At 38.8% G+C, this 16,257-nt stretch carries 15 protein-coding genes; 3 read left to right on the top strand and 12 right to left on the bottom strand.

Annotation, left to right across the window (positions count from 1 at the left end):
• The first annotated feature begins 1 nt into the window (after window position 1).
• Complete coding sequence (locus ACTHN6_RS06635; RefSeq protein ID WP_440434947.1) at window positions 2–1,048, top strand: flavin reductase family protein; 1,047 nt, start codon at window positions 2–4, stop codon at window positions 1,046–1,048.
• 123 nt (window positions 1,049–1,171) lie between these two features.
• Here ACTHN6_RS06635 and argS read toward each other — a convergent pair whose 3' ends face one another.
• Window positions 1,172–2,953: an arginine--tRNA ligase gene (gene argS, locus ACTHN6_RS06630; RefSeq protein WP_440434946.1), complete on the bottom strand. Its 1,782-nt coding sequence runs from the start codon at window positions 2,951–2,953 to the stop codon at window positions 1,172–1,174.
• A gap of 101 nt (window positions 2,954–3,054) precedes the next feature.
• On the opposite strand from argS, the gene ACTHN6_RS06625 reads away from it, so the two are divergent.
• On the top strand, window positions 3,055–3,594 hold the full coding sequence (locus tag ACTHN6_RS06625; RefSeq protein WP_440434945.1) for a GtrA family protein: 540 nt from the start codon (window positions 3,055–3,057) through the stop codon (window positions 3,592–3,594).
• A gap of 308 nt (window positions 3,595–3,902) precedes the next feature.
• On the opposite strand, the gene ACTHN6_RS06620 is transcribed toward ACTHN6_RS06625, so the two are convergent.
• Together ACTHN6_RS06620 and xylA are read right to left on the bottom strand one after the other, a co-directional pair.
• A complete protein-coding gene (locus tag ACTHN6_RS06620; RefSeq protein ID WP_440434944.1) occupies window positions 3,903–4,652 on the bottom strand; it encodes an SDR family NAD(P)-dependent oxidoreductase in 750 nt (249 codons plus the stop codon).
• A 147-nt stretch (window positions 4,653–4,799) separates the two neighbouring features.
• The gene (gene xylA, locus ACTHN6_RS06615) at window positions 4,800–6,128 is read right to left on the bottom strand and encodes a xylose isomerase (protein WP_440434943.1); all 1,329 of its coding nucleotides are present in this window, start codon (window positions 6,126–6,128) and stop codon (window positions 4,800–4,802) included.
• Window positions 6,129–6,531: 403 nt separating this feature from the next.
• Here xylA and ACTHN6_RS06610 point away from each other — a divergent pair, with 403 nt between their 5' ends.
• Window positions 6,532–7,797, top strand: coding sequence for an ABC transporter permease (locus tag ACTHN6_RS06610; RefSeq protein WP_440434942.1), 1,266 nt, complete (start codon window positions 6,532–6,534; stop codon window positions 7,795–7,797).
• Between the two features lie 49 nt (window positions 7,798–7,846).
• On the opposite strand, the gene ACTHN6_RS06605 is transcribed toward ACTHN6_RS06610, so the two are convergent.
• The 9 genes from ACTHN6_RS06605 to ACTHN6_RS06565 all read right to left on the bottom strand — a co-directional run bounded on the left by ACTHN6_RS06605 (window position 7,847) and on the right by ACTHN6_RS06565 (window position 16,180).
• On the bottom strand, window positions 7,847–8,197 hold the full coding sequence (locus ACTHN6_RS06605; protein WP_440434941.1) for a hypothetical protein: 351 nt from the start codon (window positions 8,195–8,197) through the stop codon (window positions 7,847–7,849).
• Window positions 8,190–8,759: an RNA polymerase sigma factor gene (locus ACTHN6_RS06600; protein ID WP_440434940.1), complete on the bottom strand. Its 570-nt coding sequence runs from the start codon at window positions 8,757–8,759 to the stop codon at window positions 8,190–8,192. The genes ACTHN6_RS06605 and ACTHN6_RS06600 overlap by 8 nt, the downstream gene beginning before the upstream one ends.
• Before the next feature lie 78 nt (window positions 8,760–8,837).
• Window positions 8,838–9,605, bottom strand: a complete 768-nt coding sequence (locus ACTHN6_RS06595; RefSeq protein ID WP_440434939.1) for an energy transducer TonB — start codon at window positions 9,603–9,605, stop codon at window positions 8,838–8,840.
• Between the two features lie 9 nt (window positions 9,606–9,614).
• A complete protein-coding gene (locus ACTHN6_RS06590; protein WP_440434938.1) occupies window positions 9,615–10,250 on the bottom strand; it encodes a deoxynucleoside kinase in 636 nt (211 codons plus the stop codon).
• An 81-nt stretch (window positions 10,251–10,331) separates the two neighbouring features.
• Window positions 10,332–11,330, bottom strand: coding sequence for a tryptophan--tRNA ligase (trpS, locus tag ACTHN6_RS06585; RefSeq protein ID WP_440434937.1), 999 nt, complete (start codon window positions 11,328–11,330; stop codon window positions 10,332–10,334).
• 209 nt (window positions 11,331–11,539) lie between these two features.
• Window positions 11,540–12,823, bottom strand: coding sequence for a T9SS type A sorting domain-containing protein (locus tag ACTHN6_RS06580; RefSeq protein WP_440434936.1), 1,284 nt, complete (start codon window positions 12,821–12,823; stop codon window positions 11,540–11,542).
• A gap of 34 nt (window positions 12,824–12,857) precedes the next feature.
• Window positions 12,858–13,625 (bottom strand): hypothetical protein, encoded by a 768-nt coding sequence (locus tag ACTHN6_RS06575; RefSeq protein ID WP_440434935.1) that lies wholly within the window; start codon window positions 13,623–13,625, stop codon window positions 12,858–12,860.
• A gap of 179 nt (window positions 13,626–13,804) precedes the next feature.
• A complete protein-coding gene (locus tag ACTHN6_RS06570) occupies window positions 13,805–14,860 on the bottom strand; it encodes a response regulator (protein ID WP_440434934.1) in 1,056 nt (351 codons plus the stop codon).
• A gap of 81 nt (window positions 14,861–14,941) precedes the next feature.
• The gene (locus ACTHN6_RS06565) at window positions 14,942–16,180 is read right to left on the bottom strand and encodes a PAS domain-containing sensor histidine kinase (RefSeq protein WP_440434933.1); all 1,239 of its coding nucleotides are present in this window, start codon (window positions 16,178–16,180) and stop codon (window positions 14,942–14,944) included.
• Window positions 16,181–16,257: the final 77 nt, after the last annotated feature.

Raw genomic sequence — 16,257 nt, 5'->3', positions numbered from 1 at the left:
CATGCTGAATGATTCATTGTATAAAAGATTATTTATAAAATCTGTAGAACAGGCTGTAACAAATTTTAAAATCATCAGTTTTGAAGAAAACCACAACCTTCAGTATAAAGCAGGGCAGTATATAACTTTGGTGCGTTTCAGTTATAATGAAGAAATACGCCGCTCTTATTCCATTACATCTTCGCCGGATTTAAATGAACCATTATCAATAGGCGTAAAGCGAATTGATAACGGTTATTTTTCGCGTTTGCTTGTAGATCATGCCGCTCCCGGCAATGAAGTAATAACTATTGGCGCCGGTGGCCTGTTTGTTTTGCCGGATAATATTGATGCCTTTAAACAGGTCTTCTTTTTTGCTGCAGGCAGCGGCATTACACCTGTTTATGCGCTTATAAAAACTTTATTATTTGTACATCAGCATACAAATGTTGTTTTGATTTACAGCAATGCATCAGAAGAAAAAACAGTTTTTTTGAATGAGTTGAAAACACTTGAAGAGAAATTTAAATACAGGTTTACTATAAGGTTTTTATTCAGCAATATTTTACAGCTTGCCAAAGCCCGGTTGCACCGGAATTTAATCATAGGTTTTTTAAGGGAATTGTCTGTTGGAGATTATGGGCAAACCTTGTTTTATATCTGCGGGCCGCAATCGTATATGCGTTTATGCACTTATACATTGCAGGAGCATGATGTGCCGAAGAATAATATTAAACGTGAAGACTTTGGGATCAATGTGGTTAAACGTGATGTTTCTCCGCCCGATAAATCTTCTCATACTGTGTATATAAAGCTGGGTGATAATAATATTCAATTTGGCGTTCATTATCCTGATTCTATTTTATCGGCAGCGAAGAAAGCCAATGTTGTTTTGCCTTACAGTTGCGAAACGGGCCGCTGCGGCAGTTGTGTTGCCAAATGTATAAAGGGCGATGTTTGGCATTCGTATAATGAAGTGCTTACGGAAAATGAAATTCAGCAGGGCCTTGTATTAACATGCGTTGGCCATGCTATAAATGGCGATGTTGAACTGGAAATAAATATTTAACAGCGTGTGAATACTATCGGTCTGACGCTTTATGCGTCTGACCGCACAGCCTGCTATCCCGGAGTTTAACTACTGTTTACCAGACCAATAGTGTATCAATAAGTTGGTTCGCGGCAACGGCCGTTACATTCTTTCCGGCATTTTAATACCTAATAAATGCATACCTGTTTGCAAGGTTTGCGCTGTAAGCTGTGCAAGCTTTACACGTAATGTTTTTTTCTCCTCGCTTTCTGCATTAGCAATGGAATGTTCAGTATAAAATGAATTAAATGTTTTGGCAAGATTGAAAACATACAACGCAATTTTGGAAGGATCATATAACGTTGCTGCTTCTTCAACCGTTGCAGGAAACTGCTCCAGCAGAATTATAATTTCTTTTTCCAGTGGTAATAAGGGCTGATGTTCTGCGCTCACTACTGACCACTCACCACGCACTTTCCTCAATACGCTTTTAATTCTCGCATAAGTGTATTGAACAAATGGGCCGGTAAACCCGTGAAAATCGATGCTTTCCTCAGGATTAAAAACCATTTTCTTTTTCGGGTCAACCCTTAATAAAAAAAACTTTAAAGCGCCAAGGCCGATTGTTTCATACAGCTCAGTTAATTCAGCTTCTGTAAAATCTTTTACCTTGCCCAGCTCTTCTGTTTTCTGCCTGGCAATGCTGATCATTTCATTCACTATATCATCTGCATCCACTACAGTACCTTCACGGCTTTTCATCTTTCCGGAAGGCAATTCAACCATACCGTAGCTTAAATGATGGATGGCTTTTGCATAGGGTAAACCCAGTTTTTCGCAAATAAGTTTTAATACTTTGAAATGATAATTCTGTTCATCGCCCACCACGTAAATGCTTTCATCAATTTTATACTCTTCATATTTATCAACAGCAAGGCCAATATCCTGCGTTATATAAACGGCAGTGCCATCTTTACGGCGAACGATTTTTTTATCAAGCCCGTCATTGGTTAAATCAATCCAAACACTGCCATCTTCTTCTTTATAAAAAATGCCTTTTTCCAGGCCAGCTTCTACTAAATTCTTACCCAGAATATAGGTCTGGCTTTCGTAATACACTTTATCAAAATCAGCGCCGATCCGGTTATACGTTTCGTCAAAACCTTCATACACCCAACTGTTCATCATGCTCCACAATTCAATCACATCGGGCTTTCCGGCTTCCCAGTCAACCAGCATTTGTTGCGCCGCATTCATAATAGCCGCTTCTTTTTCTGCTTCTTCCGCGCTTAAACCTTCTGCTTCCAGTGTTTTTACTTCACCTTTATAGGCTTCATTAAATTTTACATAATAATCGCCCACAAAATGGTCACCCTTTGTGCCTGTTGATTGCGGAGTTGCGCCATTGGCAAACATTTTCCAGGCAATCATGCTTTTGCAGATATGAATGCCGCGATCATTTACAATACAGGTTTTTATTACGTTGTTGCCAATAGATTTTGAAAGCTCTGCAGCGCTCCATCCTAAAAAGATATTTCTTAAATGACCGAGGTGCAAAGGTTTGTTGGTATTGGGTGAAGAATATTCAACCATAATTTTTTTATGGCTGATCTGCTGTTTGCCAAATGAAGTATTGTTGTAATTATCTGAAAGAAAATTTATCCAGTAGCTATCTGCAATAACCAGGTTTAAAAAGCCTTTTATAATATTATAAGATTGAAAAATGTGTGGGTTATTATCAACTAAGTATTTTCCCAGTTCGTTGCCCAAAGCATCCGGCGATTTCTTTAAAGGTTTTAATAAAGCAAATAATACAATAGTATAATCGCCTTCAAATTCAGGTTTGGTAACGTTTACGGTAATGGCAGATTCATCAATTGAAATATTATATAATGTTTCAATTACTTCTTTAGTTCTAAGTTTAATAATGTTTATAAGACTCATAACAAATTGTGAGGCGCAAAAATACTATAGGCAACTTGTAAAATCTTCCTTAAATCTGTAAACAAAAAAACAGGTGCATTTTTTGCTGTTACCTTCGCCCGATGCAAAAACTACATGCATTCATACGAAAAATGGTTTTGGCGGTGGTGGATGCATTTTATCCTTTATTCAGGCGTTTCATGCCTTTGCAAACCTTCCGGTATGCCGCCTGCGGCGGCGCCAATATGATTTTTGACATAGTGGTTTTCATGCTTTCCTATAATTATTTTCTTAATAAACAAATAGTTTATATAGCCGGTGTTGCTATTAGCCCATACATTTTTGCATTTATTATTTCATTTTGTATTTCTTTTCCGGTGGGTTTTTATTTAAGCCGTTATGTGGTATGGCAGCAAACCAAAACGCGTAAACGCGTACAAATTTTCCGCTACTTTTTAATTGTAGTGGCCTGCATTGCGCTCAATTATTTTTTCCTGAAATTATTTGTTGAAGGATTTCACTGGTGGCCTACTTTTTCAAAAATTATCACAACTTTTATTGTTGTATTATTCAGTTATTTCACGCAACGAAATTTTTCTTTTAAAGCTGCGGCCGAAAAGGAAGAAAACGCTGCGATAGCAGAGGATGAATTAATAGATTAGCGCCTCTACTACCCAACCTATCCTGCTAAAAATTTCGACATTGTTATTGCCGGTTTAGCTAAATGGCACGATTTTCTTTTTATAAGCCTAAAAAACCGGTATGAAAAAAATAAGAAGTATTTTCCGTTTATTGTTTATGGCCCTGTTTTTATCTGCAATGATTGTTTCTTGTGCACCTCCGGGAAAAGGCCACAGGCCCCCAAGGCCACCAGCACCTCCGGGAATGCCTAAACATCCGTAACAGTTTAAATATATAAAAAAGCGCTTTAAGGGCGCTTTTTTATTATGGAATTATGCTGTTATTATAATTAAAAGCCAATGGAATTTCCGCCGTCAACCGGTAATACAACTCCCGTAATAAACCCCGCGCCTTCGCTGGCAAGAAATAATGCCGCTTCGCCTATATCATCAGGTTGTCCCATTCTGCCCATTGGCGTTCTCGCAAACACCCGTGTTTTGCGGTCTATATCTTCATTGAGTGCTTTGGCCGTCATATCAGAATAAATAAAGCCGGGTGCAATTGCATTTACGCGAATGCCTTTTGGTGAAAGTTCTGTAGCCATTGCCCTTGTAATGCCGTCAATTGCAGATTTGCTGGCAGAATAAGCAATCACTTTAGGCAAGCCATATTGCGCTGCCATTGAACTGATATTAATGATGCAGCCTGAATTATATTTCAGCATGTCTTTTACCACTTCGCGACTGACAGCAAATACAGCATTAAGGTTTGTATGGATGATGGCAGCAAAATCTTCATCCGTTACTTCAGTAAATTCTTTTTTCATATTAATGCCGGCATTATTTACCAATATATCTATCCGGCCATGTATTTCTACAATTTTTTGTATGAAGGAAGGAATGCCTGCAAGATCACTTAAATCGTAACACATGATATGGCATGATGAACCCAGTTGTTGCTGTGCATGCTCAAGCTTTTCAATATTGCGCCCGATAATGATCGTTTCTATATTATGTTGAGTGAACTTTTTTGCTATAGCCAAACCCAGGCCCGAACCTCCACCCGTAACAACTGCAATTTTTTTCCTGTTATCTTCCATATTCTAAAATGTTGGCTGCTTTATATTTTCGCTTTAAGATAATCTTTAATTAAGCGAAATGGCATTAAATATTGTAATCGGTTGCGTATATTTTATTAAAAATCCGGATAGCACAATAAAGCTACCCGGATTATTTTTTAAGCGCGTTTAAATATATTGGTTAATGATATTTTCCAGCAATTCCTGCTTGCCGCTTTTTACAGCAGGCTCGCCGTTTTCGGCTGCATAATTTCTAAGGTCTTCAAAACTCAGCTCGCCGTTTTCAAAAGCTTTGCCTTTGCCGCTGTCGTAACTGCTGTAACGTTCCTGCTTCATTTTTTTGTAAGGAGATAAGTTCAGCACCTGGTCAGCAATAATCAGTCCCCTTGCAAAACTATCCATACCGCCTATGTGGGCATGAAAAATATCATCTTTATCAGTGGAATTGCGCCTGATTTTGGCATCGAAATTCACGCCTCCTGAACCTAATCCCCCGGCTTCCACGATAATCAACATTGCTTCTGCCAGTTCATTAATATTATTAGGAAACTGGTCTGTATCCCAACCGTTTTGGTAATCGCCGCGGTTGGCGTCAATGCTGCCGAGCAAACCTGCATCTGCGGCGCATTGCAATTCATGTGTAAATGTGTGGCCGGCTAAAGTTGCATGGTTTACTTCAAGGTTAAGTTTAAAATCTTTATCGAGGCCATTATGTCTTAAGAAACCAATCACTGTTTCAGCATCATAATCGTATTGATGTTTCGTTGGTTCACAGGGTTTTGGTTCAATAAGAAATGTGCCGGTAAAACCATTTTTCCTGGCATAGTCTTTTGCAGCATGCAGAAATTTTGCCAGGTGTTCTTTCTCCCGCTTCATATCAGTATTTAGCAGGCTCATATAACCTTCCCTGCCGCCCCAGAAAACATAGTTTTTGCCGCCTAATGCAATCGTTGCGTCTATTGCGCCTTTTACCTGTGCAGCCGCATGCGCCAGCACATGAAAATCGGGGTTGGTGGATGCACCGTTCATATACCGGCGATGCGTGAAAACATTGGCGGTGCCCCATAATAGTTTAACGCCGCTTTCCTGTTGTTTTTGTTTGGCATATTCAACCAGTGCCTGCAGCCTTCTTTCGTTTTCTGCCACATCGCTTGTATAATCCACCACATCTATATCATGAAAGCAATAATAGGGGAGGCCTAATTTTGTAAAGAACTCAAACGCAGCATCCATTTTATCTTTTGCCCTTTCTACCGCATCTTCTTTTTTGTCCCATTCAAAAAACTGGGTTGGCTGGCCAAACGGATCGGAACCATTGGCACAGAAGGAATGCCAGTAAGCGCCTGCAAATGGAAGCCATTCTTTCATAGGTTTGCCTGCTACAACTTTATCGGCATCATACCACCGGAAGGCAAGCGGGTTATCTGTTTTGGGGCCTTCATATTTTATTTGTTCTAAGCCCGTGAAATATTCTTTTTCCCCGATTGTAACTTTCATGTTTATATGTTTTTAAAATATATTTTTTTTGACAGGTACCGTTTTTAATGTCCGGTTGTTTGCAAAGGCTTGCCAGAATTGTTGCATAAAACGGCTATGATGCCTGCCCTTAATCCGGCGGCGGCAAGATACCGATTATAGCATTTTAGCATAAGTGTATTTATGTATAAACCTTTAAACCGTTAGTTTCATAAAGCAAGCCTGCCTTAATAATTGCAAATATATATTGATTGTTATGAAATCGGTTACATAAATAAATAAAGTTTTTTTGATAGCAGGTGAAACATTCGCCTAAGGCATTTTTTTTACAACCCGTAATATAAAAATACCTTTTACATAAAATGTGGTTGCAGAAACAGCCGGATGCTTACCTTCAATTTTTATTACTTTCGATTTTTACCGAATGACAATTAAAGATTCTTTTAGCCTTGCTTATCGCACCGTCCGCAGTAACAGGTTGCGTACGGGTATTACTGTGGCGATTATTGCTTTTGGGATTATGGCGCTTATTGGCATCATTACCGCCATACAGGCCATGAACGAAGGATTACGCAACAGTTTTTCTACCATGGGCGCTAACGGCTTTACCATTTCTTATAAAGAACGTTTCAGGTTTAATGATGATAATGATAACGGAGATGCCGATAAAACTAAAAAAGCTAAAAAATCGAATCTTGATAAACCCATACAATTGAACGAAGCAGAAACTTTCAAAGAAAAGTTTCATTATCCGGCAGCTGTATCTATTTCATTGGGCGGGTACAGTAATTATGAAATTCATTATGAGGATAAAAAAACAAATCCCAATGTCCGCATGAACGGCGGCGATGAAAACTATCTTGCCGTAAACGGTTTTACCATTGAAGCAGGAAGAAACTTAACGCCTGCCGATGTGCATAGCGGCCGCAATGTATGCCTGCTTGGAAGCGATGTTGCTACTAAATTATTCGGACAGTTAAAAGATAAAGCGGTTGACAAATTTGTAAATGTGGGAGGGAAGCCATACCGCGTAATTGGCATACTGAAATCAAAAGGGTCGAGCGCTTTGCTGCGGGCGGATAATGTTATCATAACTTCTTATAACAATGTGCGGGCAACGGGCTTTGGCGCCAGTTCTTTTTTGATAGGTGTATTGGCAGACGATATCTCGCTGGTTGACGGTGCCGTAAATGAAGCCACAGCCGTTTTCAGAAGTGTGCGCAAACTTCTGCCTACAGACACCGATAACTTTGTAATTGAAAAAAGCGATAAACTGGCTGCTACATTCATAAGCTTATTGGGAAGCATACAGGCCGCCGCTGCCGCCATTGGTTTAATCACATTAATTGGCGCAGCCATAGGTTTAATGAATATTATGCTGGTTTCTGTAAATGAACGCACCCGCGAAGTTGGATTAATAAAAGCGCTGGGCGGAAAGCGCAGCAATATCCGCCAGCAATTTTTATTTGAATCTGTTATTATAAGCCTGCTGGGCGCATTGTTTGGAATTGTGCTCGGTGTAATTATCGGTAATGTATTTGCCATGCTGCTTAAAGCCGGTTTCGCCATTCCGTGGGCGTGGGTTATTGCCGGTATCATTATATGCTCAGGTGTTGGTTTGCTTGCGGGCATATGGCCTGCCGTAAAAGCATCAAGACTGAACCCGATTACAGCTTTAAGATACGAATAGCGCCAGGGCTGATTGTATGTGATGCATAGAAACTTATAAGTGCATGAAATTATTTATTCAGTAACTGAATAACGGCGTAACCGATAAGGGAAAGGATTATTACTGCAATGATTGCCATCAGTTCCCATGACAAACCTTTGAAGCTGCGTTTCATTTTTTGCTTTCTTGCAGCAGTTTTTTTGCGCAGGTTATCATTGAGCTGTCTTGTAAAAAGATCTATTTTTTCAGCAGAAGAAAATTGCTGCAACCCTTCAACGCCATCACTTATAAACGCAGAACCGGCCATTTTTTTTTCAAAGGCATTGGCTTCCTCCTCAGTTAATTTACCATTTATATAATTCATTAACTGTTCTTCATTCAGTTCGTCATCCACATTCCATATTTTATTTAACTCACTCATCTGCTTTATGCAATTTTCTTTCAACAAGTAATTTCAAATTACGTTTGCCATTCTGAATATAACTTTTTACCTGCATGAGGCTAAAGCCGGTTAGCTCACATATTTGCTGGTAAGATTTTTTTTCAAGATAAAATAAAGTTATACATGTTTTCTGATCTTCATTTAATTCTCGCAACGAAGTTTCAACCAGCGATATCATTTGCTGTTTTTCAATTTCTTCCTGTAATGGAAACGCTTCATCTGCAATATTATCCGTGAATTCAGCTACATGTTTTTCTCCGTGCCGGCGTAGTTGCATGAGACAATAATTGCGGGCAATCATATACAGCCAGCTTTTAAAATATTGTACAGGATAACGCTGCAACTCATGAATTACCTTTAAAAATATTTGCTGCACTGCATCCTTCGCGGCTTCTTCGTTTTTTAAATATTTCATGCACACACCCAGCAATAACAATGTATAACGCTGCAATAAAATTCCCAGCAGGCGGTTGTCGTTTGTTTGCTTAAACTGAGCCAGTAATTCCTGGTCGCTTATATGTTTTGATTCTTTTTCGCTCAAAGGTGTAAGACTTATTTACCAGATGCATTTATGGGTTAAATTCCATAAAGTTATGTGGATAGCAATTGTAAAGCTGTATTAATTAATTACCATTACAAGATTTTGTTTTTGAACATATTTTACAGGCTCACCATTTTGTAATGCAGGCTGCCAGTGCGGGCTTTGTTCAATGAGGTCAAATATTACCGCATCAGCGGACCATTCAAGGGAGTTAAACAAATAAACATCCTGCGTTTTTCCTTCAGTACTAATAGTAAAACATACTGTGACTGTATATTTCCCGCGCCCAACTATGGAAGTAAACCGGTCGGGCACTTTCAGATTTTTGGAAATATAGTTGGTCCAGTCATTTGCACCCTTCTTAAATACTGCTTCTTTTTGGGTAACCGCTATTTCATGCCCACCAGTTGTATCACTGACGGCCTGTTGGAATGTTTCTTTTTTTAAAAGTTTTCCGTTGTCATATTTTTCATAATAGGTATATTTAGTGCTATCGCCAAGAAAATAATACCAGTAGCGATCTTTTTTAAAATTTGCAACCCATCCGCAGCTATCCATTTTTCCTTTCTTATTATACCAGCAAAAAAGGCCGTTTGGTATACTCAATGCCGCATCCTTATATACTTCCTGTTTAATCATAGGCCCAAGTTTTTGATAATACCTGCACACATATTCCGTATCACTTTTCTTTATCTCCTGCATAAAATAGGTACATTCATCAATAGATGATGCTGCAGACCAGTCGGCATTAAAGGCATAAAAACTTTCGTTTGATTTTTGTGCTAAACTTATTTGTGTTGTACACAGCAATAACACTAAGGGTAAGCATTTAAGGGTTGGTTTCATATAGTTTTATCAAAATAATCCAAATAAAAGTGAATCTACTTTTCTTATTATTTCACCGAGGTCTTCTTCTTTTTCGGGGAATTTATTTTTGTCAACATTTATTACCAGTACCGGGCCTGCTTTATAATTTTCAATCCAGCGGTTATAGAGTTCGTTTAATTTTTTTAAATAATCGAGGCGGATATTTTCTTCATATTCGCGGCCGCGTTTCTGAATCTGATCAACGAGCGTGGGCACAGATGCTTTAAGATAAATAAGCAGGTCTGGCGGCTGCACCATTGATTGTAAGGTTTTGAAGAAATTGAAATAGTTATCAAAATCACGTTTATTCATAAGCCCCATGTCGTGCAGGTTAGGTGCAAATATGTGTGCATCTTCATAAATAGTGCGGTCTTGTATCACCGTTTCGGTGCCGTTATGAATATCGAGCAATTGGTTTAGCCTGCCATTCAAAAAATATATCTGCAGGTTAAAACTCCAGCGCGGCATATCTTCATAAAAGTCCATCAGGTAAGGGTTGTGATCAACATCTTCAAACTGCGGAATCCATTTATAATGTTTGCTCAGCAATTCTGTCAGCGTGGTTTTTCCTGCTCCGATATTGCCTGCTACGGCAATATGTTTCGGTTTTTTTTGTTTCGCCATACAACCTGAAATTCCTAAATTTTTTTAGATAATGAGAGATACTGGAAGTACATTTCAAACTTAGAACATTAAAACTGAATTTCAAACATAATTCAGGTTCATTGCATCCCTTATTAATTTTATTGTTTTCATTGCATTTGCCCTTGCCTTTTCACCGCCTTTTTTTATAACGTAGGTAAGATATTCCTTATCGTTTTCAATGGCCTTTGCCTTCTCACGAATGGGTTTTACAAATGCAGCCATATCTTCTGCAAGTTGTTTTTTCATATCGCCATACCTTATGGTGCAGTTTTCATAATCCTGCTGGTACTTTGAAACAACTTCGGCACCGCTCACAAGCTGCATGAGTAAAAAAAGATTTTCAATATAGTCAGGCTTGGGTGTGCCGGGCTCAGTGGGGCCGCTGTCTGTTTTCGCCTTCATAATTTTTTTTCGAATGAGATCGTCATCATCGGCAAGGTAAATGGTAGCCATCTGGTTGGCACTCTTACTCATTTTTCCATCACCATCGAGGCCCAGGATTTTTGTAAGTGACGCGCCATAGTTAAAGGCAGAAGGTATAGGAAACACTTCGCTGTAACGATGATTAAACCTTTCAGCAAAATTCCTCGCCATTTCAAGATGTTGTTCCTGGTCTTTGCCCACCGGCACCCTTGTGGCGCGATGAATTAAAATATCAGAAGCCATCAATACCGGGTAAGTAAGCAGGCCGGCATTTACGTTTTGCGGATGTTGCCGCACTTTATCTTTAAACGTAACCGTCTTTTCCAGTTCACCTTTATAAGCAAGCATATTTAAATACAAATAAAGCTCTGCAATTTCAGGTACATCGCTTTGCACATAAATAACTGCCTGATCAGGATCGAGGCCTGATGCAAGTAATTCTCCCAACAGCCGGTGCACATTTTGACGTAATGATTTTGTATCGGGATGTGTTGTTAAGCTATGCCAGTCAACAACACAGAAATAGCAATTATATTCATGCTGCATGCGCACCCAGTTCTGTACTGCACCAAAATAATTTCCAAGGTGCAAAAAGCCTGTAGGCCTTATTCCACTTAAAACGGTTTCCTTTACCATGTGGCGAAGATAAGTGCATTGATTATTTGATGCGGCATTGATTCATGTGAATTGTCTTTTTGATTTCCGGCTTCCGGAGACACATACTTTCTATAAAAGAAAAATGGCGGTTACAGTTTACATTTAAATGAATATTATGATAATAATAAAATAGCAGCTACAAAACTGTAACTGCTATAGATATTTGCATCAGGATTTTATATTAATAATCACCGGGATATAATGATCTTTTGAGTAAACTTAATTTCTCCATAACCTATCAGCACTATATATGTTCCCGATGTAAGTGAAGGAAGCAAAACGCGTTGTGAGATGAAATCCGCATTTTGTTTTTGCCAGGCAATTTTGCCCGTGGCATCTATCACCTGTACATTCATTTTTTGAATGGATTTATCTGCCGGCACTTCTATATTGAAATTATTTTGAACGATGGTTGGATAAATTCTTATTTGCCTGTTGTTATTTGCTGCAGTTGATAATGCTTCAGGTGCTTCAAAATGTGAACTTGTAAATGAGGGGCTGGCGGTTGACAGTACGGTGAAATCGCCAAATGCTGTTAAACCCGAACGGCTTATAGACCTGTACGTGGTGCCGGTAGCCGTACCGGCTTTATTTACCTGGTAATCCCAATGATTGCTAACATACCTTACCGGCATACATTTGGTATAATCAAAGTTGGGAAGCTCATCTGCCGGTTTTTTCCATTGTGCTTCTATAACAGCATTAGCGCCGCCGGCCACAGCTTCATTAATAACCCATGCAGCTTTTATGCCGCCGCTGGAAACAGATAAACCAGAACTTCCGTTTAATAAGGCAGAATCCCGGCAACGAACGGAGTATGCATCCGGCGTTCCGTTTTCTGTAATGGTTATTTGATTATAGGTGCTTTTGTTAAACCCTACGGGAAAAACAAAAGGCGTATTCTTTACATTCATCTTTTTTAAAACACCTGTTCCGTTTGTTATAAAAAAGCGCTTGTTATTAAAGTTTTGAATTACACAATTCTGGCCCATTGTAAAAGTTTTGCTGTTAAGCCTGATCCAGTTATTATCTTTTAAAAAAGCGACTGCATTTAGTACCCTTTCATTATCCAGGAGATTAATAAAATAACCCGAATCTTTATTCACCTGCAGCTTGTAAATAGTTCCTCCGGTGTTTTTTAAATTGGAATTGCCTGTGCCGAAAAATTTTAAAACCGAATTGTTATAAGTATAAGTGCCATTGTTGGTAAAGTTTGTTTGCACGCTATAAGCACCGTTCCCTGAAAGTGAGGCGCCGGCATTATTAATCAAATCTGCACCTGTAATTATTTCCCCGTTATTGCTCACAATTCCTGCAGATGTATTGGTAAAAGATGCTGCTGTATAAACAACAGCGCCACTCTGTATTGTAATTTCCGCCCCATTATTTACCATCTGCGAATGCACCTGCTGCGACAGGAGCAATAGTATGGGCAGCAAGGCAATCCGCATAGCACTTTTAATTGATTTCATAATGTAGTTTTTAAGATGAAATAATTGAGGCGCATTAATTACCAAGACACATTATATTCCAGGTAATGCTTTGGTTTATCGTAGAATTGCTTGTGTTAAGAAGCCTGCATTTGCAGCTTGTTGCTGTTACGTTATATATTATAAGCTGGAGCTGGTACAGCGGGCCGGTGGTTCCGCCATTGGAAACAATATTGCCAACATATACCTGTGGTGCACTGCCAAACCCGCCAATAAAGCCTATTGATGCTTCAGGTGATAAGGAATGCGGGGCAAGGTTGTTTATGGTAAAAGCTGCGGTACGTGTGTAGAATTTTATATTGGTGCTGCCGGAAAGATTATATAAAACGCCCTTATTATTATTAACCGTTAAAGTGCCGGTAACTTTTGCAGAACCGTTTACAGTTGTTGTTCCGTTTAATTCTGTTGTACCCACAACATCCAATTTTGCAGAAGGTGCCGTGGTGCCGATGCCTACATTTCCGCCATTGGCTATTGTTAGCCTCGATGCTCCATCCTCAGCAATATTAAAATAATTACCGCCGCTGCTGTAGGTCATTATCCAGTATTTGGAATCTGTTGTATTATGAAGCGCAACGGAGCCATCATCTACCTGCATTTTATATATAGGCGATTGGGTACCTATGCCGAGATAACCGCCCAGGTAGCAATTACTGTTTGAATTAATAGTTCCGTTTACATCCAGCTTGAAAGCTGGTGTTGCAGTGCCAATGCCTACATTTTGGGCAAATGCGCTGCATGCAATAACTAAACATAAAAAAGAGAGTACAATTTTGTTTTTCATCGTTAGTTTTTTTGATTGATAGAATTGGTCGGTGAAACTATTACATGGCAAACAGCGTTTAAAGCTGGTTTATTAAATGGCCGTAACCATTTATTAAGCGGTTAGATTTTTATAAAAATTTTAGAGGGCAGGCACTGTGATTGCAGGCGCAGGTGTGCTTAACTTTTTTCCCGAAACTTTTAGTAAGGCAGGTTACGCAATTTATCTTCATTAAGCAATGTGATGGTGCTGCCTTGTAAATCGATTAATTTTTCGCTTTTAAAATCCGATAAAGTTCTTATTAAAGATTCGGTGGCAATGCCGGTAGCCTGCGCCAGATTTTCTCTTGAAATACTTATGGTGTTGGAGTTTTTTTCACGCTTAAATTTTTCAAACATCTGGATAAGCTGGTAAGCTACTTTTTTTCTGAGTGAACTATATGCCAGGTTAAGCAGGCTTTCTTCTTTATCAAGAACATTATGCGCAATTAATTTTATAAACTGTTTTGCCACCTGCGAATCGCCGGAAATAAGTGCTAAAAATTCTTCTTTGGGAATATGCATTATTTCTGCATCTTCAAGCACCTGCGCATTTTCTTTATAATTTATATCTTCCAGTATATAGGTATAGCCAAAAAAATCGCCTTCGCCATAAATGTTTGTGATCAGGTCTTTGCCGTCTTCGTTGGTTTTATATGTTTTAACTTTCCCGCTTTTTATATAATATACTGTTTTCGGCCGATGACCTTCAAAATACAATGCTTGCTTTCTTCTATAATCATATAATTCCCTTTCAGATGAGGTAAGTGGTATAATGCCTGTTTCTTTTACATCCTGTATAAATGCATCTGCATTTTTATTATTCTTAATGGCATTTTGCTTAATGGATTCCGATTTCTTAAGCCTTATTTCAATTGCATTCAGCAGTTCAATACCATCAAAAGGCTTGGTTAAGTAATCATCGGCGCCCATTTCCATTCCTTTTCTCAAATCTGTTTTTTCGGATTTTGCGGTTAAAAAAATAAACGGGATGCCATAAGTTTCTATTTGTTTATTTAAGAGATGCAATACGCCATAGCCATCTAACACAGGCATCATAATATCGCATACGATTAAATCGGGCCTTGCCTCCAATGCCAGTTCCACGCCTTTTTTCCCATCTTCAGCGGTAATAACTTCATAATTGGAAAGCTCAAGAATTTCTGCAATGTTTTCGCGAACCTGGGCATTATCTTCTATTACAAGGATCTTTTTCATTCGTCCAAGTTTGTTTTTGATTGTCTCATGGAACCGCTATGTACATTCCCCGTGTGAGGAAAATTATCATGCCTGGTTTCATTATAATTTTGGAATGCGGATGGTAAATGTAGTTCCCTCATCCAGTTTACTTTCAATTGTAATATCGCCATTCATCAATTCAATATATTTCGCCACAATATGCAGGCCCAGGCCTGTGCCTTGTATATTGAATGCATTCTTAGCCCTGAAAAATCTTTCAAACAGATGCTGCTTATCGCTCTCTGGAACACCAATACCATAATCCTGTACCGACAAATTAAAACTATCGGGGTTAAAGCCTGCGGTAACATTAATCATGGATGCTTCAGGTGAAAATTTTGTTGCATTGGACAAAAGGTTCATGCAGATATTTCTCAAAAGATGCTTGTCCAGCATTACCTCGCTGTTGCCGGTGTATTTAAAATCAATTTGCTGGCCGGGCTTAAGGTTTATCTGCATTTCGCTTATCACCAGGTGAAATTCTTTCACGCAGTCTTCAGCGCTCATAGACTTAATATCAGCTTTTATCAGTCCTTCATCCAGTTTATCCAGCGACAGAAAATCGTCGAGGATATTTTTCATATCACCCACGGCATTCTTTATGCGTTCAATATGTTTAATGCGTTTCTCCGGTGCATCTATATTGTTATATTGTTCCAGTAAATAAGAAGAAGATAAAATAGTACTTAGCGGTGTTTTAAATTCATGCGAAGCCATCGATACAAACCTTGATTTTAATTCCCCTAATTCCTTTTCTGTTTTTAAAGCTTCGCTTAATTCTCCTTTTGATTTTTCAAGGGCAGTTAAAGTTTCCCGCAACATTTTAGTGCGGTCTTCAATTTTCTTCTCAAGGCCTGCATTAAGCTGTTTCACTTCTTTGCTTACCCTTTCCAGTTCATTTTTTTGTGCAAGCTGAATTTCTTCGGAGTTTTTTCTTATGGTAATATCAATTACAAACGCAATTACAAAAATTGAATTCTCGATAGTATAATTGCTGAGGCTCACCTCAACAGGGAAAACAGAGCCATCCTTTTTTAGCCCGAATAAATCCCTGCCTGCACCCATTGCCCGTGGCGAAGGATGTTTGTAAAACCCCGACCTGTAATGTTCGTGTTTTGATTTTAATGACTGCGGAAGAAGTATGTCAACCGGTTTGCCAAGCACTTCTTCTTTTGTATAACCAAAATCACTTTCTGCCTTCCTGTTAAAGTTGATGATAGAGCCCTGCGCATCCGTTACAACAATACCAATGGTTGCATAATTAAACAAAGCCTCAAATTGTTTTATTGTATCTGGCATTTTTATATTATTGAAATCATCGCTGCAAAATTAATCTTCATTGCGTCAACAAAAATGGTTTAAGCAATGATGATGAC

Source organism: Parafilimonas sp. (genome assembly GCF_051953455.1).
GTDB lineage: Bacteria > Bacteroidota > Bacteroidia > Chitinophagales > Chitinophagaceae > Parafilimonas.
This window is presented reverse-complemented; position numbering and strand designations above follow the sequence as displayed.

Coding starts and splice junctions, on each gene's coding strand:
- ACTHN6_RS06635 (WP_440434947.1), top strand. CDS start 2: ATGCTGAATGATTCATTGTATAAAAGATTATTTATAAAATCTGTAGAA.
- argS (WP_440434946.1), bottom strand. CDS start 2,953: ATGAGTCTTATAAACATTATTAAACTTAGAACTAAAGAAGTAATTGAA.
- ACTHN6_RS06625 (WP_440434945.1), top strand. CDS start 3,055: ATGCAAAAACTACATGCATTCATACGAAAAATGGTTTTGGCGGTGGTG.
- ACTHN6_RS06620 (WP_440434944.1), bottom strand. CDS start 4,652: ATGGAAGATAACAGGAAAAAAATTGCAGTTGTTACGGGTGGAGGTTCG.
- xylA (WP_440434943.1), bottom strand. CDS start 6,128: ATGAAAGTTACAATCGGGGAAAAAGAATATTTCACGGGCTTAGAACAA.
- ACTHN6_RS06610 (WP_440434942.1), top strand. CDS start 6,532: ATGACAATTAAAGATTCTTTTAGCCTTGCTTATCGCACCGTCCGCAGT.
- ACTHN6_RS06605 (WP_440434941.1), bottom strand. CDS start 8,197: ATGAGTGAGTTAAATAAAATATGGAATGTGGATGACGAACTGAATGAA.
- ACTHN6_RS06595 (WP_440434939.1), bottom strand. CDS start 9,605: ATGAAACCAACCCTTAAATGCTTACCCTTAGTGTTATTGCTGTGTACA.
- ACTHN6_RS06590 (WP_440434938.1), bottom strand. CDS start 10,250: ATGGCGAAACAAAAAAAACCGAAACATATTGCCGTAGCAGGCAATATC.
- trpS (WP_440434937.1), bottom strand. CDS start 11,330: ATGGTAAAGGAAACCGTTTTAAGTGGAATAAGGCCTACAGGCTTTTTG.
- ACTHN6_RS06580 (WP_440434936.1), bottom strand. CDS start 12,823: ATGAAATCAATTAAAAGTGCTATGCGGATTGCCTTGCTGCCCATACTA.
- ACTHN6_RS06575 (WP_440434935.1), bottom strand. CDS start 13,625: ATGAAAAACAAAATTGTACTCTCTTTTTTATGTTTAGTTATTGCATGC.
- ACTHN6_RS06570 (WP_440434934.1), bottom strand. CDS start 14,860: ATGAAAAAGATCCTTGTAATAGAAGATAATGCCCAGGTTCGCGAAAAC.
- ACTHN6_RS06565 (WP_440434933.1), bottom strand. CDS start 16,180: ATGCCAGATACAATAAAACAATTTGAGGCTTTGTTTAATTATGCAACC.